The following is a 25,996-nucleotide window of genomic DNA, read 5'->3' as shown; positions in this document are numbered from 1 at the left end:
ATTGTAGTGTAATAATATATTTAACAAAAAGAAAGGTTGTGTAAAAAACATGGAATTCAATTTACAAATTAAAAATCAGGCGGGGTTACACGCTAGACCAGCGGCTATGTTCGCACAAAAAGCTTCTTCCTTTAAATCCAACATTTTAATATTTAAAGATGGGAAAAACGGTAATGCAAAAAGCATCATTAGTATTATGGGATTAGGGGTAAAAAAAGGGGATACGTTACTTGTCAAAATTGATGGTCCAGATGCTGCTGAGGCAGGTGCAGCCCTGAAAAAATTAGTGGATGACAAATTTGGGGAAGAGTGATACTATGTGGAAAATAAAAGGAATCGCAGCATCAGCAGGAATTGCTATTGGAACAATTGTGCATATGCAAGAGGCGGTACATGATTTCTGTCGCTTGGTAGATGCATCACAGGCCCCAGCTGAAAAAGAACGTTTTTATACAGCGCAGCAGGCTGCTGAAAAAGAACTAGAGATACTGCAAGAACGTACAGCAATCAATATGGGAGAACAGCAGGCAGAAGTTTTTGCTGCTCATAAGTTAATGGTCACAGATCCTTCTTTTGTTGAAGTCGTTTTAAATCATATTGACAATCACCAGGCTAGCGCTGAAGCAGCAGTAGAAGATGCAGCTAATGAAATTGCTGCGATGTTTGCTGGTCTTGATAGTGAATATATGCAGGAGAGAGCAGCTGATATCAAGGATATTGGCAAACGCTTAGTACGCATATTGCAGGGTGGTACAGCAGAAGTTAACTATACAGGAGTTTTGGCAGCTCAGGATTTACTGCCTTCTGATACTGCTGCTCTTGACTTAAATTATGTATCAGGTTTTATTACTGCGCTAGGAGGAAAGACTTCTCATAGCTCCATTTTGGCTAGGGCAGCAGGTATACCCGCTGTTGTAGGGGTTGGCAGTGCATTAGAGAAATTAAATAATGGAGATAATGTGATTGTTGATGGACATGTGGGAGAGGTCTTAGTAAATCCTGAAGAGGATATACTAAATGACTATCGCTTGCGTATTAAAAAAGAGCAGGAGAGAGCTGCACTTTTAGCATCTGTTGGCCATCTGCCCAGCGAGACATTAGACGGTCATCATATCGAGTTAGCTTGTAATATTGGTACACCTGGGGATATGGAAAAAGTAATTGCTGCAGGTGCAGAAGGTGTTGGCTTATTTCGTACTGAATTCTTGTTCCTGGATAAAACCAGTGTGCCAACTGAAGAAGAACAGGTAGAATCTTATAAAGCTGTACTTGCAGCAATGCCTGATAAAAAGATTGTCATTCGTACTCTGGATGCTGGTGGTGATAAACAGCTGCCTTTTATTGGCGGATTGCCAGAAGCGAATCCGGCCCTTGGGTTACGAGCCATCCGCTTGTGTATGGTGTACCAGGACGTATTTAAAACGCAATTGCGTGCTTTATTGCGCGCAAGTGTAGCAGGAAATCTGCATATTATGTTTCCTATGATTGCTACCGTTGATGAACTGTTAAGCGCAAAAGCATTATTAAACGAAGCTGCTAAAGAATTAACGCAAGAAGGAATTCCTTATAAAAGCGATGTGGCAGTAGGGATTATGGTTGAGGTCCCTGCAGCAGCTGCGATTGCAGATATATTGGCAGAAGAGGTTGACTTTTTTAGTATTGGCACGAATGATCTTGTTCAATATACAATGGCGGCAGATCGCATGAATGAACATGTAGCATATCTGAGTGATTATTTTCAACCGCCAGTCGTTCGCTTAATTGGCAATGTTGCTAAAGCTGCACAAAAAGCTGGTAAATGGGTAGGTATGTGTGGTGAGATGGCAGGAGATCCTTTAGCAACTCCATTATTAGTGGGACTTGGTTTAACAGAATTATCCATGAACGGGCGTGCCGTTCCTGTAGTGAAGCATCGTATACGTCAACTTGACATAAAGCAGACGCAAAAATGGGCTGATGATATATTAAGCCTGCGTACTGCATCTGATATTAAGAAAAGATTAGAAGAAATAGCCTTACAATTTGAAATTTAATTACATTCTAAGGAAAGCAGGGCGGAGCGCAGTCTTCGCCCTTTCTGGAGAATTAGCAAGAAAGAGGTGGAATGTGTGATGTTAAAGCGTATTGCTGTCATGACTAGCGGCGGTGATTCTCCTGGTATGAATGCAGCTATTCGTGCTGTTGTTCGTGTAGCTATTCATGAAGGCGTAGAAGTATGGGGAATTTACAATGGCTATGCAGGCATGTATGAAGATAACATGGTAAAATTGGAATCTCGCTCAGTAGGAGATATTCTGCACCGGGGGGGAACTTTTTTAGGAACTGCGCGTTGTGAAATTTTTAAAACGTTGGAAGGACGACAAAAAGCTGCCGAAAATCTGAAACGCCGAGGAATCGAAGGTGTAGTTATTATCGGTGGCGATGGATCTCTTACAGGTGCTCAATTGTTATCTGAATTAGGCATTGCTGTAGTTGGCCTGCCCGGTACAATCGACAATGATATTTGGGGGACGGATTATACCATTGGCTTTGATACTGCTATTAATACAGTCGTAGAAGCGATTAATAAGCTGCGGGATACAGCTTCTTCACATGGACGGGTAATGGTTCTTGAAGTAATGGGACGAAACTCAGGATGGATTGCTATGACCGCTGGACTTGCTGGTGGTGCAGAGCAGATACTGATTCCGGAAATGACTGTTAATCTAGATGATCTATGCACCAAGTTAAGCAAGTCGCGGGATGCAGGGAAGAAATATAGCATTGTGGTTGTGGCAGAAGGTGTAGGCAGTGCTGTAACCATTGGTGAGAAGATTGCTAAGGATACGGGTCTTGATACCCGCGTATCCGTATTGGGGCATATACAGCGAGGAGGATCTCCGAGTGTATTTGATCGTATTTTAGCCAGTACACTAGCAGAACATGCAGTGATGGCCCTGATTTCCGGTATATCCAATGTATTATTCGGTTCGAAGAACGGTGCAGTTGTTGCAATTGATTTAGTTGATGCCATTGGGCATAAACGGACAATTGATACCTCTACATTTCGGCTGGCAACATTACTGTCCAAGTAACAAAGACAAGAAACTGCGGGTTAGAGTTAGAGTCCTAATAACATAAATTGATCGTCTGATAAAGCGATAAAAGCATCGGTATATAAAAACCATGCTTTTATTTTTTTAGTATCAGAGTTTATAAGTTTTGTACGTGAAAAAATATAATTAGGATGCTTGGTGTGAAAGAGAGCAAGGAAAGAATGATTGAACCGCAGAGACGCAGAGTGCACTGAGGGGGATATTCTAACTCTAATCATAATTTTTCTCTGCGTTCTCTGCGCCTCTGCGGTTTGGTTCGCTTTATATGTTTTTAAAGGACGCAAAGCGTTTTTGGAATTAGCAAATCATAAAAAATTTGTATTACAGATTATAACGTTTTATAATGTACTAGAAATGAATAGTAGTCCACCAAGCCTAAATCCATGGTGCTCTTGTCGCGATATTCATCCCATAGCTTTAGTCTTGGCGGACTACTAGCTTATGCTGTCTTAAAGGAGAGCGAAAAATGAAACGTCAATTAAAAATTTTAGAAATTTTAGATGAATTATGCACGAAAAAACTAGATAAGAATATGATGCAGCAGCATAAACCATTAGGTTTTACAGCAGAAGAAGTGGCAATTTTAGCGGGATTTTCTCGTAGTAATGTCAGCAGTGATTTAAATGCCTTACATCGGGAGAAGTTAGTAGTAAAATTAGTAAGTCGATCTACTTATTATGTCACAGTGAAATGGATAGAAAGTCTCTATCCCGCCCTGAAGGGAAAGGTTCCTGAAGTGGTACGGCACCAGCGGCAAATCGAAGAGTTGGCTGCAAATGAATTTTCCCAATCAGGAAGGACGGGAGAGGTATCTGATACCACGAGTCTGAAAAATGATAATGCCTTATATGACAATGCTCAGAATTATGATTCGTTTGATGGCTTAATAGGTGCCCAAGATAGTTTAAAAGTCGCAGTTGAGCAGGCAAAGGCTTCGGCTCTATATCCCCCAAAAGGTTTAGATACGCTTTTAGTTGGTTCTACAGGTGTGGGAAAAACCTTATTTGCTGAATATATGTACAGATTTGCCTGCAGTCAGGGGAAAATTGCTCATGGTGGACGGTTTATTGTATTTAACTGTGCTGACTATGCAAATAATCCTCAGCTTTTGATGTCCCAGCTTTTTGGTCATGTACGAGGCGCTTTTACTGGGGCTGATAAAGATAAAGCAGGCTTAGTGGAAAAAGCGGATGGGGGCATGTTATTTTTAGATGAAGTACATCGCTTGCCGCCAGAAGGACAGGAAATGTTGTTTTATCTGCTAGACCGTGGTGATTTTCGCCGCATGGGTGATACTGATAAAATTCGCCATGTTACCATAAGGTTAGTCGCAGCTACTACCGAGAATCCAGATTCTGCATTATTAAAAACATTCTTGCGCCGTATACCTGTGGTCATATCGCTGCCTGATTTATCCATGAGACCATTACACGAACGGTTTGAACTCATCAAATTTTTACTGGCACGTGAAGCAGTACATATTCAATCAAAGCTGATTGTAAGCCAGGAAGCCTTATGGGCATTGCTGTTATACCGATGCCAGGGAAATATTGGGCAGCTGCGTAATGACTTACAGCTAATATGTGCAAAAGCTTTCTTGCATCGGGGGGATAAGGTTGCACCTGTTCGTCTGGTTTACGAAGAGCTGCCGCCTAAGATCAAACAAGCCATTGTCTATGATCCTCAAGCCCGTTTGGAGACTAGCAAAATTTTATGTACATTAGGCAGTGAGTTGTTCATTCAGCCAAATGGAACAGCGGCGGATGAAGAGGCAGATCGGAGCTTGCCAAAGAATTTTTATCAGACCATTAGTGAGCGCATGCAGTTTCTTAAGTCCCAAGGAATTGGACAGGCAGAGATTATTCAATGCATTGAGATGGATTTTGAAAACTATTTCCAGCGATTAGGTCCTGAACAACTGGAAATATCCCAGGAATATTTACAAAGTATTTTGCCACAAGAATTTCTCAGTGTTTTTGACCTAGCCTGCAGCTTAGCTGAAAAAATGGGAAAAGCACTGAGCCGTAGATTATATTATGCCTTAGCCATTCATATTGCTGCTACGGTAGAACGAATTCGCAGCGGTTTGCCCATTGTAAATCCTAATGTTAGATCTGTGGCTGAGCAGCATCCTAAGGAATATATTGTAGCAGAAAAAATGGCGCAGTGTATTGGTGAACAGATGGGCATCTTGATCCCGTTGGATGAAATCGGATTTATTGCTTTAATGCTGGCAACCTTTGACGACCGCCAAGGCAGGGAAGAACGAAAAGTTGGTGTTTTGGTGATTACACATGGTAATTCGACTGCTACCAGTATGGTCGATTTTGCAAATAAGCTGCTAGGAGTTACCCATGCCAAAGCAATTGATATGCCTCTGGAAGCCAATGTGGATTGGGCAATAGAAAAAGCCGTTCAGGTGGCAAAAGAAATTGACCAAGGGAAAGGCATAATTCTGCTGGTTGATATGGGATCATTATCAGGTGTAGCGAAAGCTCTTACGAATCGAACGGGTATCATGGTAAAGAGTGTAGAAATGGTAAGTACATTAATGGTACTTCATGTATTACATAAAGCCATATTACCGAAAAATGATATTAATATTGTCTATCGGTCTGCTTGGACAGCACGTAGTATGGTTCAAACGGTAGTACAGGCAAATAACCCGACTGATTTTATGAATGGTAAAGATAAAGCTATTTTGACTACTTGCCTTACAGGGCAGGGAGCAGCGGCCAAAATTAAGGGCTTATTAGAAAAACTGTTAAATCAATGGCAGTTATTTAATATTCGTGTAATTGCTGTAGAAGCTGGCAATCAGGAAATGTTACAAACTCGTTTGATGTCTTTGCAGCATTCCTATGATATCGTAGCTAGTGTAGGTAGTATTGATCCTCAAATGGAGGATAGACCTCATATTGCCATTGAAGAGCTTATGCAGGGGGGAGCCGGCAGTGAACTGCGCCGTCTGCTTACGGATGGTTTAAAGGCTTCTGATATTGCAGATCGTTATACAGACAGGGGCATGGACTGGGAAGTGATGCGTGGTATGGTTGTAGGCATGTTGGATGAATTTCTGACTTTTGTGAATCCGCGTAAAGTGATGGATACTCTTATGATCTGCATTAGAAAGCTGGAAGATGAATTGCAAGTGGAGTTTTCTTCTTCTGGACTGGTACGCATGTTAGTACATTCTGCCTGTATGGTGGAACGCTTGCTTACTAATGCAGGAATCAGTTATCCAGAAACCGCTGCATTTATTGCTGAGCATCCTCTTGAATATTCAGTGTTAAAAAAAGTAAGCAACGCTCTGGAAGAACAATTCACTGTGAATGTAAATGATGAAGAAATTTGTCATCTAATTGAGATTATTAAAATGGAGCGGCGAAAGAATACTATAGAAGAAGGGTAAGGATGGTAACAAGGAAAGAGGCTTTTTTAATAAGAAAAGCCTCTTTCCTTGTTATAATAGTGCTTATATGTTTTGTAAACAGAAAAATAAAAGAATTACGAACCACAAAAGCACAATGTATAAATAACCCTTTGTGTACTTTGTGCCTTTGTGGTTCAATTCGTTTTATCTGCTAAGGAATGAATAACATTTTTATGCTTGTTAAGATTGTATGAAAAAATATAAAATTCAGTTATTTTTACGTATTTTAAAAATTCACAAAAGTGTAAGAAAGAAAATGAAAAAACGTAAGTGAATTTTTAAAAAAAGTAAATAAACACAAAAAGTGTGATTAGATTCCACTTTGAAAAATCTATTTAACTCACTATTATCCAAGCTTCTCTCTCATCACTAACATAATTGACCACTAGTTGGCACGGTTTTTGCAATAATAAAAGACAGGAGGGTTAGATGTGAAAAATAAACTCCGCAGTATCCTTTTAAAAGAAAATAAAAAAGAACCGCTAACGGATCTGCAATTAGGTGAAAGTTTATTAGTAAGCAGAGAATATATGACGCTACTGCGCAAGGAACTAAAAATTGCAGACTCTCGGGAACGAAAGAAGATCTATATTTGCGAGGAAATATCTCAGATATTACAAAAAAATGAGAATATTTCCTACCGTGAACTGACGAAGATGCTGCAAAATAGCGGATATAAATTATCTCGCTACTTGGTAGTCAAATATTTAGAAGAAATCAGAGGTTCGCGAGGTAATAAACAGATCATAGATGAGGTTTCGCTGCTGGAAGATGGTAATAAAAAGCAAGAAGAGAGTCGGGAAATTCAAGCCTTTCAAAATCTGATTGGTGGAAAAGGAAGTTTAGAAATACAAATACAGCAAGCTAAAGCTGCAGTGTTGTATCCGCCAAATGGGTTGCATTGCTTGATATTAGGGGAAACAGGTGTAGGCAAAAGCGAGTTGGCAGAGTCTATGTACAAATTCTCCATCGAAAGCGGCAGGCTGACCAAAGAATCTCCGTTTATTGTTTTTAACTGCGCCGATTACGCCGAAAATTCACAACTGTTAATATCTCACCTGTTTGGGAGCGTAAAAGGTGCTTATACAGGAGCCGTGCAAGATAAGAGAGGATTAATCGAGCAGGCAGACGGCGGAATTTTATTTTTAGATGAAGTACATCGCCTTACATCAGAAGGACAAGAAATGCTGTTTCAACTCATCGATAAGGGGTGCTTTCGTAGGTTAGGAGAGTCTGATTTTACTAGAAAAGCAGTTGTGCAGCTCATTGCTGCCACTACAGAAAATATTGAGACTACATTATTAGCAACCTTTAAAAGGCGAATTCCCATGATCATTGAGGTTCCGCCTTTAAGTAAACGGCCCTTAAATGAAAGATTGAAATTAGTTAAGAATTTCTTTGGTTATGAATCAACGCGAATGAATGCACCAATTCATGTGGCTTTAGATGTAATGAAATCCTACCTGCTGTATGAGTGTTATGGGAATATTGGACAACTAAAAAGTGATATTCAAGTAGCTTGTGCCAAAAGCTTTTTAACTTACGTTATGGATAAAGAAGACTGTGTGAAAATTGATGTGAGAGATTTAAATCTTCATGTTAAAAAGGGACTTTTGAAAATAAAAAGTATGCGGGATGAAATTGAAAACCTCGTCTGGCAAGATTTTAGATTTAGCCCTAAAAAGTATAAAAAAATCGCTGAGCTTGAAAATGACATTTATAGTTTTCCAAAAGAGTTCTATAGCGATATCGAAAAAACGTATACCGAATATCTAAAGCAAGGAATAAATACAGAAGAAATTAATCGTATTATCGGGATTGAGATTGAACGCAAATTACAGAATGTTATCAAACATGTTAAAGATAATTTGCATCCTTTATCTCCTGATGAGATTGCTAAAGTTGTGGGAGTTGAGATTATTTCCCTTGTGGAAGAACTCCTCAAAATTGCTGAAATGACATTAGGAAAGATGGATCATTCCATATTCTATTGTTTAGCCATTCATTTGAATGCTACATTTCAGCGTATTAAGCAAGGAAGAGAAATTATTAACCCCAACTTAGAAGAAATCAAAAGAAAATACAGCATTGAATATGCTGTAGCCCAAGAAATGATCGCACATATTGAAAAATACTATCGAATTCATTTGCCAGAAGACGAAGTTGGTTTTATTGCACTCTATCTTAGAGGAAATAAACAAGAAAAAGAAGGTAAAGTTGGTATTCTGGTTGTTACTCATGGCAATGTAAGTGTTGGCATGCTGGAAATTGCGAATAAGCTGCTAAATATGAATCATGGCAAAGCGGTAGTCATGACCTTAGATGAGAATCCTAGTGAAGTGTTAGAACGTTTAGCTACGATCATACAAGCAACTGACGAAGGTAAAGGCGTATTAATGCTGGTGGATATGGGTTCTTTACTGACATTTGGAGAAATCATTTCAGAAAGAACAGGTATCCAGATCGAGACGATTGACCGTGTGGATACAGTAATGGTAATCGAAGCCATTCGCAGAAGTATTTTACCTGGATCCCATATTAAAGATGTGGTGTATGCGGTAGAAAATTTAAATTATACTTTTAAGAAAACGCGAGTGGATCATAAAGTTTTAAAACGTAAAAAAGCAATTATTACCGTTTGCTTGACCGGAGAAGGGGTAGCTCTTCAGTGCGGAAGTCATTTGAAGAAAATATTTGGTGAAAAACTAAATGACATAGAATTAATCCATATGGGGGTTATTGGAAAACGTGATCTTCATAAGCAAATCCAAGATACCATCAATACCTATGAAATCATTGCGATCATAGGCAGTATTGATCCTAAATACCACGGCATTCCTTTCTTATCTTTAGAAGCATTATTTAACGAAACAGGAAAAAATCAAATTATGAACTTAATTGAATGTAACAATCATTATCGTATGAAAAGTTACAGCGGACTGATTCCTCATGTCGTACGAGAGGCAAAGTTTATCATGCTGCCAGAAGTAGGCGGGAAAGAAGAAGTGCTGCAGCGTATTTGTAACAGCCTGTTAGCGGAAGGTTATGTCAAAGAAGGATATTATGAGGCTGTTATGGAGCGGGAAAATATGGGGAGTTATGTAATTAATCAAGAAGTTGCTTTGCCCCATGCTGACAGCAGTTATGTAAATCATCCTGTAATTGTAATTGCCAAAGCGGCGGTGCCGATTTCTTGGGATCATGAGAACACGGTATCATTGATTTGTTTATTGGCCTTAGATATTGATGGTAAAGATGGAGTACGGTTTTTATATAACAAATTTAAAAGTGAAAAATTTATTGCACAAATGCAGCAAGCAAAATCAGAAGAAGAAATTAGGGAGGCTCTATTACATGAATCATGTTAAATTTGATGAAACATTAGTGATAAGAAATGTAGAAGGTGAAAATAGTTCAGATATTTTAAAGCATATGGCAGCCAACTTATATCAGAAAGGTTTTGTAAAAGAAAGTTATGCCGACGCCGTTATTGCAAGAGAGAAAAAATTTGCAACAGGGCTGCCGACCAAGGGCTGTGGTGTTGCCATACCACATACAGATATTGAACATGTTAACCAGTCAGCCATTAGTGTTGGAGTTCTAAAGGAACCTGTAGATTTTGGCATTATGGGTGAGGAGACAGAAAAAACTCCTGTGAAATTAATTTTTATGCTGGCGATGCATGATAGTCACTCCCAGCTAAAAATGCTGCAAAGTTTAATGGGAATCTTTCAAGATGAAGAGATTCTGTTATATTTAGCAAACGAGGAAAGCGAAGTGAAAATCAAAGAAGAGGTAAGTAAACGACTTAATTTAAACAATGTGAAGGGAGGTGAATAAAGTGAGTGAAGTAAAAAAAGGGAAAAAAACTGTATTAGTAGCTTGTGGGACCGGAATTGCAACATCTACTGTTGTATCGGATGCCATTGAGAAGATGGCTAAAGAAAATAATATTCAAGTTGAAATTGTTCAATGTAAAGTGACAGAAGTTCCTGCATATGAATCACGGGCAAGTTTGCTTGTTACCACTACGATTGTTTCCAAAGAATATCCCTTCCCAATCATTAATGCAAGAGCTTTCTTAACTGGAATAGGATTAGATAAATTGAAAGAGCAGATCTTAGAAGAACTTAAGAAATAATAAAAAGCTGAGGAGGTATTATTATGGATGTAGTTCAAATTTTTCAGGCCTTTCTAGGGCTAGGACCAACGGTCATTCTGCCAGTTGCAGTGTTTTTGCTGGGAGTAGCATTTGGTCAGCCGGCAAGTAAAGCCTTTCGTTCTGGTTTGACGATTGGCGTAGGTTTTACAGGTATCTTTTTAGTGGTCGATTTACTGGTTTCGAATCTTGCACCAGCAGCACAAGGTATGGTAGCAAGGTTTGGGGTGCAGCTAAATATCATTGATATTGGCTGGCCAGGAGCTGCAAGTATAGCATGGGCGTCTCCCATTGCAGCATTTGTTCTTCCATTAGGTTTATTGGTTAATGTCATTATGTTAGTTACCAAAACTACAAAAACAATGGATATTGATCTTTGGAATTATTGGCATTTCACTTTTATGGGAGCCTTTGTATATTCAGCAACTGGAAGCCTTGTACAAGGGTTGCTAGCAGCAGTTATTTTTGAAATTATTGTCTTAAAAATTGCTGACTGGACAGCGCCAATGCTGGAAAAGTATTTTGATCTACCTGGTATTTCTGTTCCAACTGGTAGTACTGTATCCTATGCAATTGGTATTCCTCTTGTAAAATTGGTACAGAAAATCCCAATTATTAAAGATTTACATGCAGATCCTGAAACCATTCAAAAAAGATTTGGGGTATTTGGTGAACCACTTTTCATGGGAGTATTTTTAGGAGTTGTACTAGGTGCACTAGCTGGATATCCAGCAGGTCAGACCATAAAAGTTGGTATAGCAATGGGTGGCGTTATGGTGTTGATGCCTCGAATGGTTAAGATCTTAATGGAAGGTCTTATCCCGCTTGCTGAATCTGCCAGAGAATTCTTAAGCAAAAGATTTGGCGATAGAGATATTTATATCGGACTCGATGCTGCTGTTGCAATTGGGCATCCATCCGTAATCGCTACAGCCCTAATTTTAGTTCCGATTACAATCCTCTTAGCAGTTGTCTTACCAGGAAATAATGTATTACCTTTTGGTGATTTGGCAACCATTCCCTTTATCGTCTGCTTTATCGTAGGAGCAGCTAGAGGCAATATCGTTCATTCGGTTCTTGTTGGAGCTGTTGTAATTGGAATGTCATTATACATGGCGACTGATGTTGCAGCATTCCATACGCAAATGGCAGTAGATGCTCATTTTAAAATGCCAGCGGGTGCAACGACGATTTCTAGTATTGACCAAGGTGGTAACGTAATTCACTATGTGATATACAAAATTTTCACACTATTTAATTAATATAGACACGGTTTAAATGTGATTCTTGTCTTGAGCTAACATAATTATGATTCGTGATAAGAAATGTTAGCTCAAGATGTCATCTAGCATAAATTTTTGAAATGAGGAGGAATAAGAATGCGAGCATTAGTTAAAACAGAATTGGGTCATGGGAATTTAGTTATTGTTGACAAAGAAGAACCAAAAGCTGGTAAGGATCAAGTGAAAATCTTAGTCAAATATGCAGGGATATGCGGCTCTGATTTGCACACCTATGAAGGTAAATATAAAGTTAAGGTTCCTGTAACATTAGGTCATGAATTTGCCGGAGAAGTAGTAGAAGTAGGAGAAAATGTAACCGATATCCATGTGGGTGAGCGCGTAACTTCAGAAACTACATTTTATATATGTGGTGAATGTAAATATTGTAAATCAAAAAATTATAATTTATGTAAAGATCGTAAAGGTTTGGGAACACAGCAGGATGGTGCTTTTACTAAATACATCATAGCAAATAAAAACAGTATTCATAAACTGCCTGAAAATGTTGATTATTTATCTGCTTCTATTACCGAAGCATTAGCTTGTGCACACCATGCGGTGGCAAAGAGCAGCATCAAAAAGAATGATGTCGTAGTAGTATTAGGACCTGGTCCAATCGGTTTGCTTGTGGCACAAATTGCCAAGACTTTTGATACGAAAGTCATTATTACAGGGTTAGCAAAAGACAAAAGCCGCTTAGATAAAGCAAAAGAATTGGGAATTGATGTATCCGTTGACATTCAGAATCAAGATGTTAAGCAGATAGTAGACGAGCTTAGCGATGGATATGGTGCCGATATTGTATTCGAATGCACAGGGGCCCCGCCATCCGTAAATTTAGGTTTGGATATTCTTACGAAACAAGGCGAATATGTGCAGGTTGGGATTTTCCCAACAGCAGAAATTCTTACTGATTTTGAAAAAATTATTCAAAAAGAAATTAAAATAACAGGCTGCCGAAGCCAAAAACCAAGTGATTGGGAACCATCCTTGCAGCTTATGAATCAAAACCTGGTGAATGCCAAAGCATTAGTTTCACATCAATTCAATATTACAGAATGGGACAAAGCATATGAGACCATCAAAAAAGGGGATGCCATTAAAGTTGTATTAACGGTTGAATAAATGAAGTATCCAAGTATCATAGTTTGACTAAATAAGCTGATTCAGTTAGGCCTAACTGTTCAGAATAAAGAAAAGATCTGTTACTGAGCTCAATAGCAATTTTTTGATTTCAAACCATATAACTTTGAAAGAAATGATCCTTCAGTGTGCATAGTGCGGGTTGGATCTTATATAGAAAGAAATGTGCAAAAAGTTTTTAATTTACGAAAATATGATAAGTAGGTGTTTGTAATGAATCAAGAAGCTTTAATCGAGATGATTGACTATACCTTATTGAATCCTATTGCGACTAAAGAGCATATTCAGATATTTTGTCAAGAGACGATCACACATGGTTTTAAAACGGTATTTGTTAATCCGTATTATGTTTCCTTCGCCAATCAGTTGCTGAAAGATCATAATATTAAAGTAGGTGTGCCCATTGGCTTTTCTCTGGGAGGTGCTACTACGAAAGTGAAAGTGGCAGAAACCGTAGATGCCATAGATAATGGTGCACGAGAAATCGATATGCTGATTAATTTAGGAGCTTTAAAGTCCAAGGAATATAATGTTGTGAAATATGATATAACGGAAGTTGTCAAAGCCTCTCAAGGTTTAGTTACCAAGGTTATTATAGAAACGGCACTTTTGACTCAGGAAGAGAAAAAAATTGCCTGCAGCTTAATCAGGGAGGCCGGTGCTGACTTTGTTAAAACCGCTACTGGGTTTAATGGCGGTGGAGCAACGGTAGAGGATGTTGAACTATTACGATCCGTAGTTGGTAAAGACTTTGGCGTAAAAGCAGCTGGAGGAATCAGAACTTACGATGATGCGATTAAGATTGTAAAAGCTGGTGCAAATCGGATTGGAACAAGCAATGCAATAGCGATCATAACAGGCAAGACCGGCTCTGATTCTAATAATAACGGATATTAATCAAAAAAATTATAACAAGCAGTAATGATAGCTGAGATTGGAGGTCTTATGGATATTATCATTTCTCCATCTTTATTAGCAGCAGACATGGGGAATTTGGAACAAGAGTTAAAAACTGTGGAATCGTGTGGTATCGATTCACTGCATATTGACGTGATGGATGGAACTTTTGTTCCTAATATAGCTTTTGGTCCAGATCAGGTGAGTATGCTCCGACCCATAAGCAGCATGCATTTTGACGTTCATATGATGGTTCAAAATCCAGACCGTTTTATCTCTTCCTTTGTGGATGCAGGGGCTGATTGTATTACTGTTCATGCCGAAGCTTGTACTCATTTGCACAGATCCATACAAGTGATCAAAAGCTTTGGCATGAAGGCTGGCGTGGCATTAAATCCTGCTACCCCTATTGGAGTTCTTTCTCATGTATATGAGATGCTGGATTTAGTACTTATTATGACCGTAAATCCAGGTTATGGCGGCCAAAAGAATATTACAGCAATGAATCAGAAAATAAAAGAACTTGCTGATATGAAACGAGCGGGTGGTTATTCTTTTGAAATTCAAGTAGATGGTGGAATTAACTTGTCTACGATTCGTGACGTAATACACGCAGGAGCAACGAATATTGTCATTGGCTCAGCTGCCTTTCAAAAAAACAAAACGAAGCAAAATATAGAAGACTTTCTAAAAATAGTAAATGAGGTGACACTGTGAAAGGTGCAAAGATATATGGAATTCGAGATATAAGAGTAGAAGAGTGTCCTATTCCAGAAATTAAGACTCCAGAAGATATAATTGTTAAAGTAAAGGCTGTAGGATTTTGCGGCTCCGATATATCAAGATATGGGAAATTAGGACCACATACAGTGGGAGCCATATTTGGGCATGAACTTTCCGGGGAGATTGTGGAAATTGGTGAACAGGTAACCAATGTAAAAGTAGGCGATGGCGTGGTTGTCTGCCCAACAACACCATGTTTTCACTGCGAGTATTGCCAGTTGGGCAAATATTCAAAATGTGAATCCCTACAGGTAATCGGAGCAAAAGAAGATGGGGGATTTGCCGAATATGTAAGGCTGCATTCCAGAAGTGTACTAAAAATGCCTGAAGGTCTAGACTTTGAGACAGCTTGCGGTATGGAACCAGCTTGTGTGGTAATGCATGGTTTTTATCGTACGAAGATTCAAGCCGGTGATACGGTAGCTGTTTTGGGTGTAGGTCCTATTGGGTTATTTGCCGTGCAATGTGCCAAAATATTTGGTGCCACAAAAGTAATTGCCATTGATGTCTTTGATGAAAAGTTAGAGATTGCTAAAGAGCTAGGTGCCGATTTGTGCATTAATGCCAAAGACATTGATCCAATACAGGTTGTCAAAGAGATGACAGGAGGCAGTGGTGTTGATATTGCTGTAGAATCTGCAGGAAACCCATTTACGAGTGCACAGGTTTTATCGCTGCCTAAAAAGGGTGGTACTGTTGTATTCATGGGAATTCCTTATGGGGATGTGGCGATTTCCCGGGAACATTTTGAAAAAATAGTGCGAAATGAACTAACAGTATTAGGTTCCTGGAATGCAGTTTCTGGTCCATTTCCCGGGAAAGAATGGCCAACTACACTGCATTTCATGAAAGAAGGTAAGATAAAGGTTAAGCCTATGGTAACACATCGGATTTCTCTTGATCAAATCCCTGAAACTTTTGAAAAAATATATAAACGTGATAGTTTTTTTGGTAAAGTCATCGTTTTTCCCGAGGGGAAAGAGTGTTAAGGAAGGGACGAGAATGAAATGGAAAATACAAAAATCATAATTGGCAGTGATCATGCGGGTTTTAGACTCAAAGAAAAGGTTATTAGTCTGTTAAAAGAATTGAAAATAGAAGTGGAAGATGTAGGTGCTTATTCTGCAGACAGTGTTAATTATGGACCGATTGCAAAGCGCGTAGCTGAGAAAGTTGCCGGTAATGATGATTGGAAAGGGATTCTAATTTGTGGTACTGGCATAGGAATGTCAATTATGGCTAATAAGGTAAAAGGGATCCGGGCTGCTGTGGTGCACGATACTTTTTCTGCTAAAGCCACAAGAGCACATAATGATTCTAATATATTATGTATGGGAGAAAGAGTAATCGGCAGTGGCTTGGCACTGGAGATTACGAAGGAATGGCTTGCAGCATCCTTTGATGCAGGTAAGCATGCACAGCGGATACAGTTTATTCTTGATTATGAACTTGGAAACCAGCAGTAAGTAAATGTAGTCTTTTGGAAAATCTCATTTAGGACGGCAAAGGATGAGCATAGCTAACGCTTCGCCGTTGTACTTAACCTACGCTTATAGTTATGCTCATCCTTTGCCTGTTTGTGGCTATAGATAGTTGTTTTCCAAGAGACTATTAATTATATAGGGAGGTTTTCTTATGGAGCCAATGAAAATATATGCAAATCAATTACGAATCCATATTATCAATATGTTAGCCGCAGCGGGGTCTGGGCATCCGGGAGGAGCCTTATCAGCAGCCGATCTTTTGATCTACCTGTATTTTAAAGAAATGAAGATCGATAGTGAAGACAAAGACAATCCGGATCGAGATCGGTTTATATTGAGTAAAGGGCATGCAGCTCCAGTACTATATGGAACTCTTGCCATGAAAGGCTTTTTTAATACTAGTGAATTGACAAACTTGAGAAAGCTGGGAAGTTTTCTGCAGGGGCATCCTGATATGCTGAAAGTTCCTGGCGTAGAAATGTCAACAGGATCATTGGGGCAAGGTTTTTCCGCATCAGTAGGTGTGGCATTAGGAGGTAAAATCGATGAGAAATCATATCGGATTTATACCTTATTAGGTGATGGAGAGCTTCAAGAAGGAATCGTTTGGGAAGCTGCCATGGCGGCTTCCCATTATAAATTGGATAATCTAGTGGCGATCATTGATAATAATGGTTTACAAATTGATGGGACGAATGATGAGGTTATGAAAGTTAATCCATTAAAAGAAAAATGGGAAAGCTTTGGCTGGAATGTGATAGAGATTGATGGACATTGCTTTACAGAGATTGAAAGATCATTTAAACAGGCAAAAGAAGTTAAAGGAAGGCCAACGGCAATTATTGCGAAAACCAGTAAGGGAAAAGGTGTTTCCTTCATGGAGAATCAAGTAGGCTGGCATGGGGTAGCCCCGTCAGAGGTAGAACGAGCTAAAGCCATTGAAGAACTGGAACGAAATATTCGATAGTCGATAATAATACCTAGGGGGAAACAATATGATTGCTACAAGAGAATCCTATGGAAATATTTTAATTGAATTGGGAAAAGAAAATAAAGATATCGTAGTCTTGGATGCGGATTTATCCAAATCCACTAAGACAGCAGGATTTGCAAAGCACTTTCCAAAACGCTTTATTAATGCAGGCATTGCCGAGCAGAATTTGATGGGAATGGCAGCAGGACTCGCCACTACAGGAAAAATTCCTTTTGCCAGTACCTTTGCTGTTTTTGCTACAGGCAGAGCTTTTGAAATCATTAGAAATTCCATTTGTTACCCAAAGCTGAATGTGAAAATTGCTGCAACCCATGCAGGAATTACAGTAGGAGAAGATGGGGGTTCTCATCAGTCCATTGAGGATATTGCCATTATGAGATCCTTACCCAACATGAAGATCATAGTACCTGCAGATGATGTGGAAACAAGGCAGGCAGTTAGAGCAGCAGCTCATATTGATGGTCCAGTCTACCTGCGTTTAGGGCGCTTGGGAGTGCCGCCGATTTTTGATGAAAGCCACACGTTTACCTTTGGTAAAGGAAATGTCCTAAAGGATGGTAAGGATATTACCATTATTGGTATGGGGCTAATGATTAGTAAATGTTTAAAAGCAGCAGAACTTTTAAAACAAGAGGGTATTTCTGCTAGGGTAATTAATATTTCAACAATTAAGCCCATTGATGAGGAACTGATTATTCAAGCGGCAAAAGAAACAAAGCGAATTCTAACTGTAGAAGAGCATTCTGTTATTGGCGGTCTGGGCAGCGCAGTTTGCGATGTACTATCGACGCATTATCCGGTACAAGTCGTGAAAATCGGCATGAATGATACCTTTGGTGAATCAGGAAAACCAGAAGAGCTATTAACCAAATATGGATTAACCGTTGAAAATATTTATGATACAGCACAAAAGACAGTGAATAGCAAAAAGTAAATAGAAAAACACTGCGCATCCTTTCAAGTAATAAAATGAATTGAACCACAAAGACGCAAAGGGCACAAAGGGGTTCAGCGGCATTGCGCCTTTGTGGTTCATAAATTCTTACATCATAAAGCTTCAATATCGATTTGGAGCATAGATGGAAAAGGAGATCTGATTCGTGAAGAAAATAGGAGTATTAACCAGTGGAGGGGATGCCCCAGGCATGAATGCCGCTATTCGAGCCATTGTGAGAACCGCCATATATAACGATATTAAGGTCGTTGGAATCCAAAGAGGTTATACGGGACTCTTAGATGGTGAGATAAAAGAAATGCATATCTCATCTGTGGGAGATATTATTCACAGGGGCGGAACCGTTCTTAAAACCTCAAGATGCGAGAAAATGAGAACGGAAGCTGGTATCAACGAAGCTATTGGTATATTAGAAAAAAATGAAATTGATGGATTGATTGTAATTGGAGGAGATGGCTCTTTTCAGGGAGCCAATAAAATTAGCCAGACTGGTATAAAAGTTGTAGGAATTCCAGGTACGATTGATAATGATTTAGCATACACCGATTATACAATTGGTTTTGATACGGCAGTCAATACCGTACTTGATTCCATTAGTAAAATAAGAGATACATCCATGTCTCATGAGAAAGTAACTATTATTGAAGTGATGGGAAGGTGCTGCGGGGATATCGCTCTTTATGCAGGTCTTGCTGGAGGAGCAGAAAGCATCTTAGTTCCAGAAGAAAAATATGAAGCAACTAAAATCTGTGAGAAAATGTTACAGGGGAAAAAACGGGGGAAAGCTCACAGTATTATTATTTTGGCTGAAGGCAGGGAATCGGCTGTAGAGCTGCAAAAAGAGATATTTGCCATTACGGGTATTGAATCGCGGGTTACGGTACTTGGATATTTACAGCGGGGCGGGGTTCCAACGGCTTTTGACCGAATTTTAGCAAGTAAAATGGGCGCTAAGGCTGTAAATTTATTAATTGAAGGAAAATCCAATCGTGCAATTGGTATAAAAGACAATCGTTTGATTGATATTGATATGATGAAGGCACTTAGCAAAACAAAAGTATTTGATCACGAAATGTATAATTTATCTCAAATCTTGTCAATATAAAAATTCATAAAATACAATAAGAACCAAGGGGCTGCTTCGCCGCGATTTTAAAAAAATCGTGGCGAGGCAGTCCCTTGGTATTGTTGCGCTTAATTCGATGTGGCACTATCATATCGGGTTATTTTATAAGTTGCTTTTAAAAGAACGATAAACACAGAGGGCACAGAGATCCACAGAGAACGCGGAGAAGTGTTTTTTTATTTCTAGCATATAATCTTTTTGACTCATGTGAATCGTTATATAATGTGTTTGGGATAGTGGATTAACCATTATATGGAATTTTAATGAGTTTCTTTAATAATCTAGAAAGTATAAGCTTTTTTAAGGGAAACGGTAAACGCAAAGGACACAGAGAAAAATTTAAAATCCTCCTTTGTGTCCTTCGTGTACGCGTAAGCGTCTTTGCGTCTTCGCGTTTCAATCGTTTTTCTTTATCTCTCTGTTCGCAATGAAAAAAGAATGTACAGCCTTTTTGTATACATTTACTGATTTTTACTATGATATTATGTACGAAATTTTCAGAAAAAGGTGAAAAGTTATTTGAGTACAGGGAAAATGCGGATTGTGAGAATGTGAAAAATCATTTTTTGTATGGCACGGGACTTGCGTATTATATAAGCAGAAGAGGGGTTTTGTGATGGATGTAAAGGAAAAGATGCTAAGTATTATAAAAACGGAAAATGGAAAGGAACCATTTACAGATGCAAAGTTAGGGAAAATGCTATCTACCACAAGGGAACAAATTACTATTTTGCGCAAAGAGTTAGGGATTGGCAATTCAAGAGAACGGCGTCGACCTCATTTGAAAAAAGCAATGGAAAGAATCATAGCGGAAAATGGAAAGCTGAATATTGCTGAACTTACGAAGAGGCTAATGGAGTCTGGTTTTGATATATCCAGACATGTAGTAGAAGAATTTTTTAGTGAAGTAAATGGCGGTGAGTTTCAAGTACAAGAGGAGACCCGCGTATTGCAAGATCCTTTTTCAAAGTTGGTGGGTCATGATGGCAGCCTGGAACAAAGTATTACACAATCAAAATCGGCAATCTTATATCCTCCCTTTGGGCTGTCTACGCTGATTATCGGGGAAAGCGGCGTTGGGAAAACACAATTTGCTGAATGTATGTATCATTTTGCAAAGCAGCAGCTAATCATAGGCGATAACGTACCTTTTATCGTTTTTAACTGTGCTGATTACAGCGATAATCCCCAGCTTTTATTGTCGCTATTATATGGTTACAAAAAAGGTGCTTTTACTGGTGCTGATAATGATACGGAGGGGCTGGTGGAGCATGCCAATAACGGTATTTTATTTTTAGATGAAATACATAGGCTGCCGCCGAAAGGTCAAGAAATTCTTTTCTCAATATTAGACCGGGGGAAATTCAGAAGATTAGGTGAAACTAGAGATGAAAGAAAAGTAAAAATCATGTTTATTGGTGCTACTACAGAAAATTTGGAATCAAGCCTACTGTTAAGTTTCAGAAGACGTATACCCATGATCATTACCATTCCGTCTCTGCATGAACGCGTCTTCGTAGAAAAAGTTGAGATTATATATGAGTTTTTCCAACAGGAATGCAATCGGATTAATGTGAAAATTTTTGTGCAGTCGAAAGTAATCGAAATTTTAACATTGAAGCGATTTAGTGGTAACATCGGTCAATTAAAAAGTACAATTCAAGTGGTTTGCGCTAGAGCCTTTATGAAAAATATAGGAAAGGATCAAGATATTATCAGCATCGGGTATGAGGATATATTGGAAACTAACAGCATCCAGCATGATTTTATTTTAGAAGATATCAATATCTTAGAAATCAGAAATTATATCCAGGATATGTTGTTTATCCCCTTTGTCAAGAATCACGTGAATGTAATAAAACGAAATCAAGATGGCGAAAGCCTGCTGCCAGAAGATTTCTATCGACAGATTGAGAAGAAGTATTATGAATTAACCAAACTGCATATCGATTTTTCGGAAGTAGAGGAAATATTATGGACTTTTATTATCAATAAATTTAGCAATCTTGAACCCAAATCTACGAGCAATCACAAATATTATTCCCTAAATGAATTAGTAAATATAGTAGACAAAGATATTATTGATTTGGTGAAAAAAGTAAGGCTGCTATTACTAAATGAGCATATGCATAATGACATTAATGAAAATATCTTTATTTACTTAGCCATTCATCTAAATGAAACCATCAAAAGAGTCCGATTGAAACAGCAAATTATAAATATAAATTTAGCAAAAATAAAAAAAGATTTTATTAAAGAATATGAAATTGCCATTCAAGTTGCTGCCTGGCTGCAGGAATTGAAGAAGGTAGAAATACCAGAAGATGAAATTGGCTTTATTGCCATGTATGTGAAGGCAGCTCTTCAAAATAAACTGCCTCAAAACAGGGTAGGTGTTATCGTAGTATCACATGGACGTATTGCTACGGAAATTATCAACGTAGTGAGAGCATTGCTGAATGTGAATTTTCCCATTGCTATTGATATGCCACTAGATGAAAGCCCGTCCGTAATCTATGAAAAAATTATCGGGATTTCAAGAATTGTGGATGAGGGAAGAGGGATCTTGTTTTTAGTGGACATGGGTTCCCTTGTGGATATCGGTAAGATGGTTACTGATAAGCTGGCGATACCGACTAAGACTCTTGACCGGGTAGATTTGCTTACGGTAATAGAAGCGGTGCGCAAGGCATCCATCCCTGAAAATAATTTGACACAAATCTATTCTAGCTTAGTGAAGACACGCTATAACTATCCTTTATTGAGCATAGAAGAAACCAGCAAACCAATGGCGTTAATTGCCTTGTGTCTTACTGGTGAAGGGACAGCCCAGCACATTAGACAGGTGATTGAAAAAAAATATGCCAATGTTACCGTGGTGCAAATGGGCATTATGGATGAACATTTAAAAGAAAAAATAAAAGAGCTTCAAGAGAAATATAAAGTATTGGCAATCATCGGAACCATTAATCCGGAGATTGAAGGAATCAACTTTGTCGTATATGAACCCTGCTTGCTCAATAGTGGTATACGAGAGTTTGAGGTATTTTTAAATGAAGCAAATGCATGGGCGGATTTTCCCAAAGAAGATTTACTTGTTTTTGAATCTGATAGGTGCTCCCAAAAAGAGTTAATCGAAGTGATGTGCTTATTACTGATTAATAAAGGCTATGTAAAAAAAGAATTTTTGGAATCTGTCGTGCAGCGTGAAGAGATGTCACCTACCTTTTTGAAAGGGGGAATTGCTGTTCCTCATGGTGACTCCCACATCGTTATGAAATCGGCGATTGTGGTTGCTAAATTAAAAGAGCCTATTCAGTGGGGCAGAGGTTATGTAAATGTTGTATGCTTACCTGCGTTTAAAATTAATGATAAAAAAATTGTAAAGAGTCTTTTAAAACCTTTTTTGAATCTGGATTTTATAGAGAACTGGAAAGAGATAAGGGATATGAATCAATTTAAAGAAGTGCTTTATGGAAAAATGAAAGAATAAGAGGAAGATATTTAATTTAAGGAGTGGTTACACATTATGCTGGATTTGGATTTAGTTGTATTACATATGGAAGCAGAAACTTCAAATGAAATTATTCAAAACTTAGGAGCCTTGATGCTATCGAAAGGCTATGTGAAGGATAGTTATATTGAAGCGGTACTGGAAAGGGAAAGAAATCTTCCTACAGGCCTTCCTATTGGTGATTTTTGCGTAGCGATACCTCATACGGATTCGGGTCATGTGAATCAATCGAACATTGCCATAACAACGCTGAAAAAACCATCTGTATTTCATTCGATGGTAAACCCAGAAGAAAAATTAAATGTAGAAGTCGTATTTTTATTAGCTGTGAAAGATCCCAACTTACAAATTCAATTACTAAAAAATCTAATGTCTGTTTTTCAGAATAAAGAGCTGCTGATCAAAGTTCGGGATGCCAGCTCCAAAGAAGAGATTTCAGAGTTATTAAGTTGCCTTGCCCAGTAAGCCAAGGCAATGTAATAAAGTAAGAGTTAGAAGGGGGCAATGAAATGAGAAAGTTTAATGTACTATCAGTGTGCGGTTCTGGTACAGTTACTTCATCGATGATCGCCGAGAAACTAAAGGAAGCAATGGAGGAGCAAGGGATCAAAATTACGGCGACAGAGGCAAAACCAACGGAGGCACTGCAATTATCCGAAGGTGGTAATTATGATTTTATTACCCATACAAGTCCGCTGCCAAAGGGCAATTACCCTGTTCCTACCATTGATGCCGTCGGTTTTCTTACTGGCTTTGGCGAGGATGAATTCTTAGAAGAGGTTATGCGTGTCATCAAAGAAATCGAAAGTAAATCATGAAATAAATAAAGTTGAAGGGGGAAATCAATATGTTCTTTGAAACCTTAAAAGAAGTTTTTCAGACCTTTGGATCGCCTGTATTCGTTCCAGTTATCATTTTTATTATTTCGAAAATATTAAAAGTGAATAATAAAAAAGCTTTCTTCTCTGCCTTATATGCTGGAGTTGGGTTAGAAGGATTTACACTTCTGCTGAATGCATTTACACCGATTATTACACCCGTAGTCAAAAGCATGGTAGAAAATACGGGGATTCAACTTCCTGTATTTGATGTAGGCTGGCAGGCTACCGCATTGGTAGCTTACTCTACCGAAGCTGGCATGATTTTTCTAGGAGTTGGATTATTAGTACAGACGGTACTGTTTCTAACCAGATGGACCGATGTATTTCAGCCTGGTGACTTATGGAATAACTATTCCTACATGGTATGGGGTTCGATGATTTATATGGTAACTAAAAATATGATTCTATCATTAGGATGTATGATTTTATTGAATATGTATAGTCTGCTCATCGCAGAGCTCATCGCCAAACGCTGGTCAACCTATTATAAATACCCCAATTGTACAATTATTGCTATGCATAATATTGAAGCGGCACTGTTCACAGTAGCCTTTGATCCGATATTAAACGCTTTTGGTTTGAATAAAATTAAATTAAGTCCTGAGGAACTGCAAAAAAAATTGGGTTTTTTTGGTGAACCTGTTTCCCTTGGTTTATTGCTGGGCATCTTTATCGGCATCATGGGGAATTTCAAAGCCTTAGGTACATTGGCTGCATGGGGGCAAGTTGCGACAATGGGGATTGCTACAAGTGCGATCATGGCGATTTTTCCTCGTGTTGCAGGCTTATTTGCCCAAGCCTTTCTGCCAATAACCGATGCTGCTAAGAAATCCGTTAAGAACGGCAGTAAGTCACGTAAATGGTATCTTGGCGTAAATGATGCTACTGGTTATGGTGAACCTGCGACGTTAATTTCCGGTATCATTCTCATTCCCATTATGGTCTTCATGGCTCTTGCCTTACCAGGCAATCAGGTATTGCCCGTCGTTGATTTGTTAGCATTGCCTTTCATGGTACAAGGGATTGTGCCCCTGGTAAACGGCAATATCTTTAAAGTACTGATTACTGGTACCATATGGTTTAGTGCTGGTTTGTATATGTGTACCTATACAGCACCTATGTTTACTGATATTTGTGCATCCGTAGGCGTTCATTTACCAGTAGGTGCTTTATTGATTACCAGCTTTAATATCTTAGGAAAACCTTTGATGGGTTTAGTCTTTTTAGCTTTCCTCAGTCAATCTCCGGTTTTGATTGGTATTGCAGTAGCAGTGTATCTGATCTTGTACGTCTTATTCAGAAAGAACAAAGAAGCTGTATATGATTATTTGGATCAAAATGCCCTGAAAAATACAGCAGAAGAAGCAAAATCAGAAATATCTGCATAAATACATAAAAGCAGAAAGGAGATGCAGGGTGGATAATTTACAGGTATTAAAACAGATAAAGTGCTTTATTCTTGATTTAGATGGAACGGTTTACTTAGGAAAAAAAGTGCTGGATGGTTCAATGGATTTTTTAGAAATCTTAGGAGAAAAAAACATACAGTTCAAGTTTTTTACCAATAACTCATCTAAAAATGCAAAATTTTATGTGAAGAAGATAAGAAGTATGGGGTATGCTGCGAAAGATGACATGATGTTGATTTCCAATCAAGTTATCATCAATCATATACAAAATACAATGCAGGATAAAAAAGTCTTTGTTCTAGGTAATGAATATCTAAAGAGTGATTTTATTTACGCTGATATTAATGTAGTAGAAGAGGATCCTGATGTTGTTGTGGTTGGCTTTGATACATCCTTAGTGTATGAGAATGTCTCGAAAGCTTGCAAATTTATTAGAAATGGTGCAGTTTTTCTCGGAGTACATCCGGATTTTAATTGCCCGATTGAAAATGGCTTTATCCCGGACTGCGGGTCAATTTGTGCGATGATTACGGCATCTACGGGAGTAAAACCAGAGTATTTTGGCAAACCATCCATTCATACCTTGCAATATATTTTAAATCATACTGGACTTAAGGCAGAGGAGATTGCTTTTGTAGGAGATCGATTGTATACAGACATCGCTATCGGTCAAGGCAATGATGCGATTACGATTCTTGTATTGTCCGGGGAAACCAAATTGCAGGATTTACAGGGATCAGACATACAGCCAACCCTGATCTTTGACTCTCTTAAAGAAGTAAAGAATGCCTTACAAGAAGTATGCTAATTGTAAAAATACTGGGGTTCAATTGAATCCCA

Annotated in this window: 21 protein-coding genes; all 21 read left to right on the top strand. The window is 38.5% G+C overall.

Annotation, left to right across the window (positions count from 1 at the left end; translation table 11 throughout):
- The first annotated feature begins 49 nt into the window (after window positions 1-49).
- Window positions 50-313: an HPr family phosphocarrier protein gene (locus tag FR7_RS16960; protein WP_007933611.1), complete on the top strand. Its 264-nt coding sequence runs from the start codon at window positions 50-52 to the stop codon at window positions 311-313.
- On the top strand, window positions 300-2,033 hold the full coding sequence (ptsP, locus tag FR7_RS16955) for a phosphoenolpyruvate--protein phosphotransferase (RefSeq protein WP_237769544.1): 1,734 nt from the start codon (window positions 300-302) through the stop codon (window positions 2,031-2,033). The genes FR7_RS16960 and ptsP overlap by 14 nt, the downstream gene beginning before the upstream one ends.
- A gap of 78 nt (window positions 2,034-2,111) precedes the next feature.
- Window positions 2,112-3,074, top strand: a complete 963-nt coding sequence (pfkA, locus tag FR7_RS16950; RefSeq protein WP_007933608.1) for a 6-phosphofructokinase — start codon at window positions 2,112-2,114, stop codon at window positions 3,072-3,074.
- Window positions 3,075-3,561: 487 nt separating this feature from the next.
- Window positions 3,562-6,507 carry a sigma-54-dependent transcriptional regulator gene (locus FR7_RS16945; protein ID WP_007933607.1) on the top strand — a complete coding sequence of 982 codons (2,946 nt, stop codon included), beginning with the start codon at window positions 3,562-3,564 and terminating at the stop codon, window positions 6,505-6,507.
- A 452-nt stretch (window positions 6,508-6,959) separates the two neighbouring features.
- Window positions 6,960-9,896 carry a sigma 54-interacting transcriptional regulator gene (locus FR7_RS16940; RefSeq protein ID WP_007933606.1) on the top strand — a complete coding sequence of 979 codons (2,937 nt, stop codon included), beginning with the start codon at window positions 6,960-6,962 and terminating at the stop codon, window positions 9,894-9,896.
- The gene (locus FR7_RS16935) at window positions 9,883-10,368 is read left to right on the top strand and encodes a PTS sugar transporter subunit IIA (protein WP_007933605.1); all 486 of its coding nucleotides are present in this window, start codon (window positions 9,883-9,885) and stop codon (window positions 10,366-10,368) included. The genes FR7_RS16940 and FR7_RS16935 overlap by 14 nt, the downstream gene beginning before the upstream one ends.
- A gap of 1 nt (window position 10,369) precedes the next feature.
- The gene (locus FR7_RS16930) at window positions 10,370-10,669 is read left to right on the top strand and encodes a PTS sugar transporter subunit IIB (RefSeq protein ID WP_007933604.1); all 300 of its coding nucleotides are present in this window, start codon (window positions 10,370-10,372) and stop codon (window positions 10,667-10,669) included.
- A gap of 23 nt (window positions 10,670-10,692) precedes the next feature.
- Window positions 10,693-11,949, top strand: a complete 1,257-nt coding sequence (locus tag FR7_RS16925) for a PTS galactitol transporter subunit IIC (RefSeq protein WP_007933603.1) — start codon at window positions 10,693-10,695, stop codon at window positions 11,947-11,949.
- A gap of 117 nt (window positions 11,950-12,066) precedes the next feature.
- On the top strand, window positions 12,067-13,095 hold the full coding sequence (locus tag FR7_RS16920) for a zinc-binding dehydrogenase (RefSeq protein ID WP_007933602.1): 1,029 nt from the start codon (window positions 12,067-12,069) through the stop codon (window positions 13,093-13,095).
- A gap of 231 nt (window positions 13,096-13,326) precedes the next feature.
- Window positions 13,327-14,010 carry a deoxyribose-phosphate aldolase gene (gene deoC, locus FR7_RS16915; RefSeq protein WP_007933601.1) on the top strand — a complete coding sequence of 228 codons (684 nt, stop codon included), beginning with the start codon at window positions 13,327-13,329 and terminating at the stop codon, window positions 14,008-14,010.
- Between the two features lie 48 nt (window positions 14,011-14,058).
- Window positions 14,059-14,727, top strand: a complete 669-nt coding sequence (rpe, locus tag FR7_RS16910) for a ribulose-phosphate 3-epimerase (RefSeq protein ID WP_007933600.1) — start codon at window positions 14,059-14,061, stop codon at window positions 14,725-14,727.
- The gene (locus tag FR7_RS16905) at window positions 14,724-15,782 is read left to right on the top strand and encodes a galactitol-1-phosphate 5-dehydrogenase (protein ID WP_007933599.1); all 1,059 of its coding nucleotides are present in this window, start codon (window positions 14,724-14,726) and stop codon (window positions 15,780-15,782) included. The genes rpe and FR7_RS16905 overlap by 4 nt, the downstream gene beginning before the upstream one ends.
- Window positions 15,783-15,800: 18 nt before the next feature.
- Window positions 15,801-16,259, top strand: a complete 459-nt coding sequence (gene rpiB / locus FR7_RS16900) for a ribose 5-phosphate isomerase B (protein WP_007933598.1) — start codon at window positions 15,801-15,803, stop codon at window positions 16,257-16,259.
- A gap of 169 nt (window positions 16,260-16,428) precedes the next feature.
- Complete coding sequence (locus FR7_RS16895) at window positions 16,429-17,244, top strand: transketolase (protein WP_007933597.1); 816 nt, start codon at window positions 16,429-16,431, stop codon at window positions 17,242-17,244.
- A gap of 28 nt (window positions 17,245-17,272) precedes the next feature.
- Window positions 17,273-18,205 (top strand): transketolase family protein, encoded by a 933-nt coding sequence (locus FR7_RS16890; RefSeq protein ID WP_007933596.1) that lies wholly within the window; start codon window positions 17,273-17,275, stop codon window positions 18,203-18,205.
- A 166-nt stretch (window positions 18,206-18,371) separates the two neighbouring features.
- On the top strand, window positions 18,372-19,331 hold the full coding sequence (gene pfkA / locus FR7_RS16885) for a 6-phosphofructokinase (RefSeq protein ID WP_007933595.1): 960 nt from the start codon (window positions 18,372-18,374) through the stop codon (window positions 19,329-19,331).
- 637 nt (window positions 19,332-19,968) lie between these two features.
- Complete coding sequence (locus tag FR7_RS16880) at window positions 19,969-22,845, top strand: sigma 54-interacting transcriptional regulator (RefSeq protein ID WP_007933594.1); 2,877 nt, start codon at window positions 19,969-19,971, stop codon at window positions 22,843-22,845.
- Between the two features lie 36 nt (window positions 22,846-22,881).
- Window positions 22,882-23,331, top strand: coding sequence for a PTS sugar transporter subunit IIA (locus tag FR7_RS16875; RefSeq protein WP_007933593.1), 450 nt, complete (start codon window positions 22,882-22,884; stop codon window positions 23,329-23,331).
- A 44-nt stretch (window positions 23,332-23,375) separates the two neighbouring features.
- Window positions 23,376-23,684: a PTS sugar transporter subunit IIB gene (locus tag FR7_RS16870; RefSeq protein ID WP_007933592.1), complete on the top strand. Its 309-nt coding sequence runs from the start codon at window positions 23,376-23,378 to the stop codon at window positions 23,682-23,684.
- A 29-nt stretch (window positions 23,685-23,713) separates the two neighbouring features.
- Window positions 23,714-25,135, top strand: coding sequence for a PTS galactitol transporter subunit IIC (locus FR7_RS16865; RefSeq protein ID WP_007933574.1), 1,422 nt, complete (start codon window positions 23,714-23,716; stop codon window positions 25,133-25,135).
- A 28-nt stretch (window positions 25,136-25,163) separates the two neighbouring features.
- Window positions 25,164-25,964 (top strand): HAD-IIA family hydrolase, encoded by an 801-nt coding sequence (locus FR7_RS16860; protein ID WP_007933572.1) that lies wholly within the window; start codon window positions 25,164-25,166, stop codon window positions 25,962-25,964.
- Window positions 25,965-25,996: the final 32 nt, after the last annotated feature.

Origin of the sequence: Pelosinus fermentans DSM 17108 (assembly GCF_000271485.2) — a bacterium.
In the GTDB taxonomy this organism is placed as follows: domain Bacteria; phylum Bacillota; class Negativicutes; order DSM-13327; family DSM-13327; genus Pelosinus; species Pelosinus fermentans.
Note: the sequence above shows the minus strand (reverse complement) of the source record. Positions and strands in the feature narration are given on the sequence as shown.

What these genes read in the sequence shown, in the direction of transcription:
- FR7_RS16960 (WP_007933611.1), top strand. Translation starts at nt 50, where the DNA reads ATGGAATTCAATTTACAAATTAAAAATCAGGCGGGGTTACACGCTAGA.
- pfkA (WP_007933608.1), top strand. Translation starts at nt 2,112, where the DNA reads ATGTTAAAGCGTATTGCTGTCATGACTAGCGGCGGTGATTCTCCTGGT.
- FR7_RS16945 (WP_007933607.1), top strand. Translation starts at nt 3,562, where the DNA reads ATGAAACGTCAATTAAAAATTTTAGAAATTTTAGATGAATTATGCACG.
- FR7_RS16935 (WP_007933605.1), top strand. Translation starts at nt 9,883, where the DNA reads ATGAATCATGTTAAATTTGATGAAACATTAGTGATAAGAAATGTAGAA.
- FR7_RS16925 (WP_007933603.1), top strand. Translation starts at nt 10,693, where the DNA reads ATGGATGTAGTTCAAATTTTTCAGGCCTTTCTAGGGCTAGGACCAACG.
- FR7_RS16920 (WP_007933602.1), top strand. Translation starts at nt 12,067, where the DNA reads ATGCGAGCATTAGTTAAAACAGAATTGGGTCATGGGAATTTAGTTATT.
- deoC (WP_007933601.1), top strand. Translation starts at nt 13,327, where the DNA reads ATGAATCAAGAAGCTTTAATCGAGATGATTGACTATACCTTATTGAAT.
- rpe (WP_007933600.1), top strand. Translation starts at nt 14,059, where the DNA reads ATGGATATTATCATTTCTCCATCTTTATTAGCAGCAGACATGGGGAAT.
- rpiB (WP_007933598.1), top strand. Translation starts at nt 15,801, where the DNA reads ATGGAAAATACAAAAATCATAATTGGCAGTGATCATGCGGGTTTTAGA.
- FR7_RS16895 (WP_007933597.1), top strand. Translation starts at nt 16,429, where the DNA reads ATGGAGCCAATGAAAATATATGCAAATCAATTACGAATCCATATTATC.
- FR7_RS16890 (WP_007933596.1), top strand. Translation starts at nt 17,273, where the DNA reads ATGATTGCTACAAGAGAATCCTATGGAAATATTTTAATTGAATTGGGA.
- FR7_RS16880 (WP_007933594.1), top strand. Translation starts at nt 19,969, where the DNA reads ATGGATGTAAAGGAAAAGATGCTAAGTATTATAAAAACGGAAAATGGA.
- FR7_RS16875 (WP_007933593.1), top strand. Translation starts at nt 22,882, where the DNA reads ATGCTGGATTTGGATTTAGTTGTATTACATATGGAAGCAGAAACTTCA.
- FR7_RS16870 (WP_007933592.1), top strand. Translation starts at nt 23,376, where the DNA reads ATGAGAAAGTTTAATGTACTATCAGTGTGCGGTTCTGGTACAGTTACT.
- FR7_RS16865 (WP_007933574.1), top strand. Translation starts at nt 23,714, where the DNA reads ATGTTCTTTGAAACCTTAAAAGAAGTTTTTCAGACCTTTGGATCGCCT.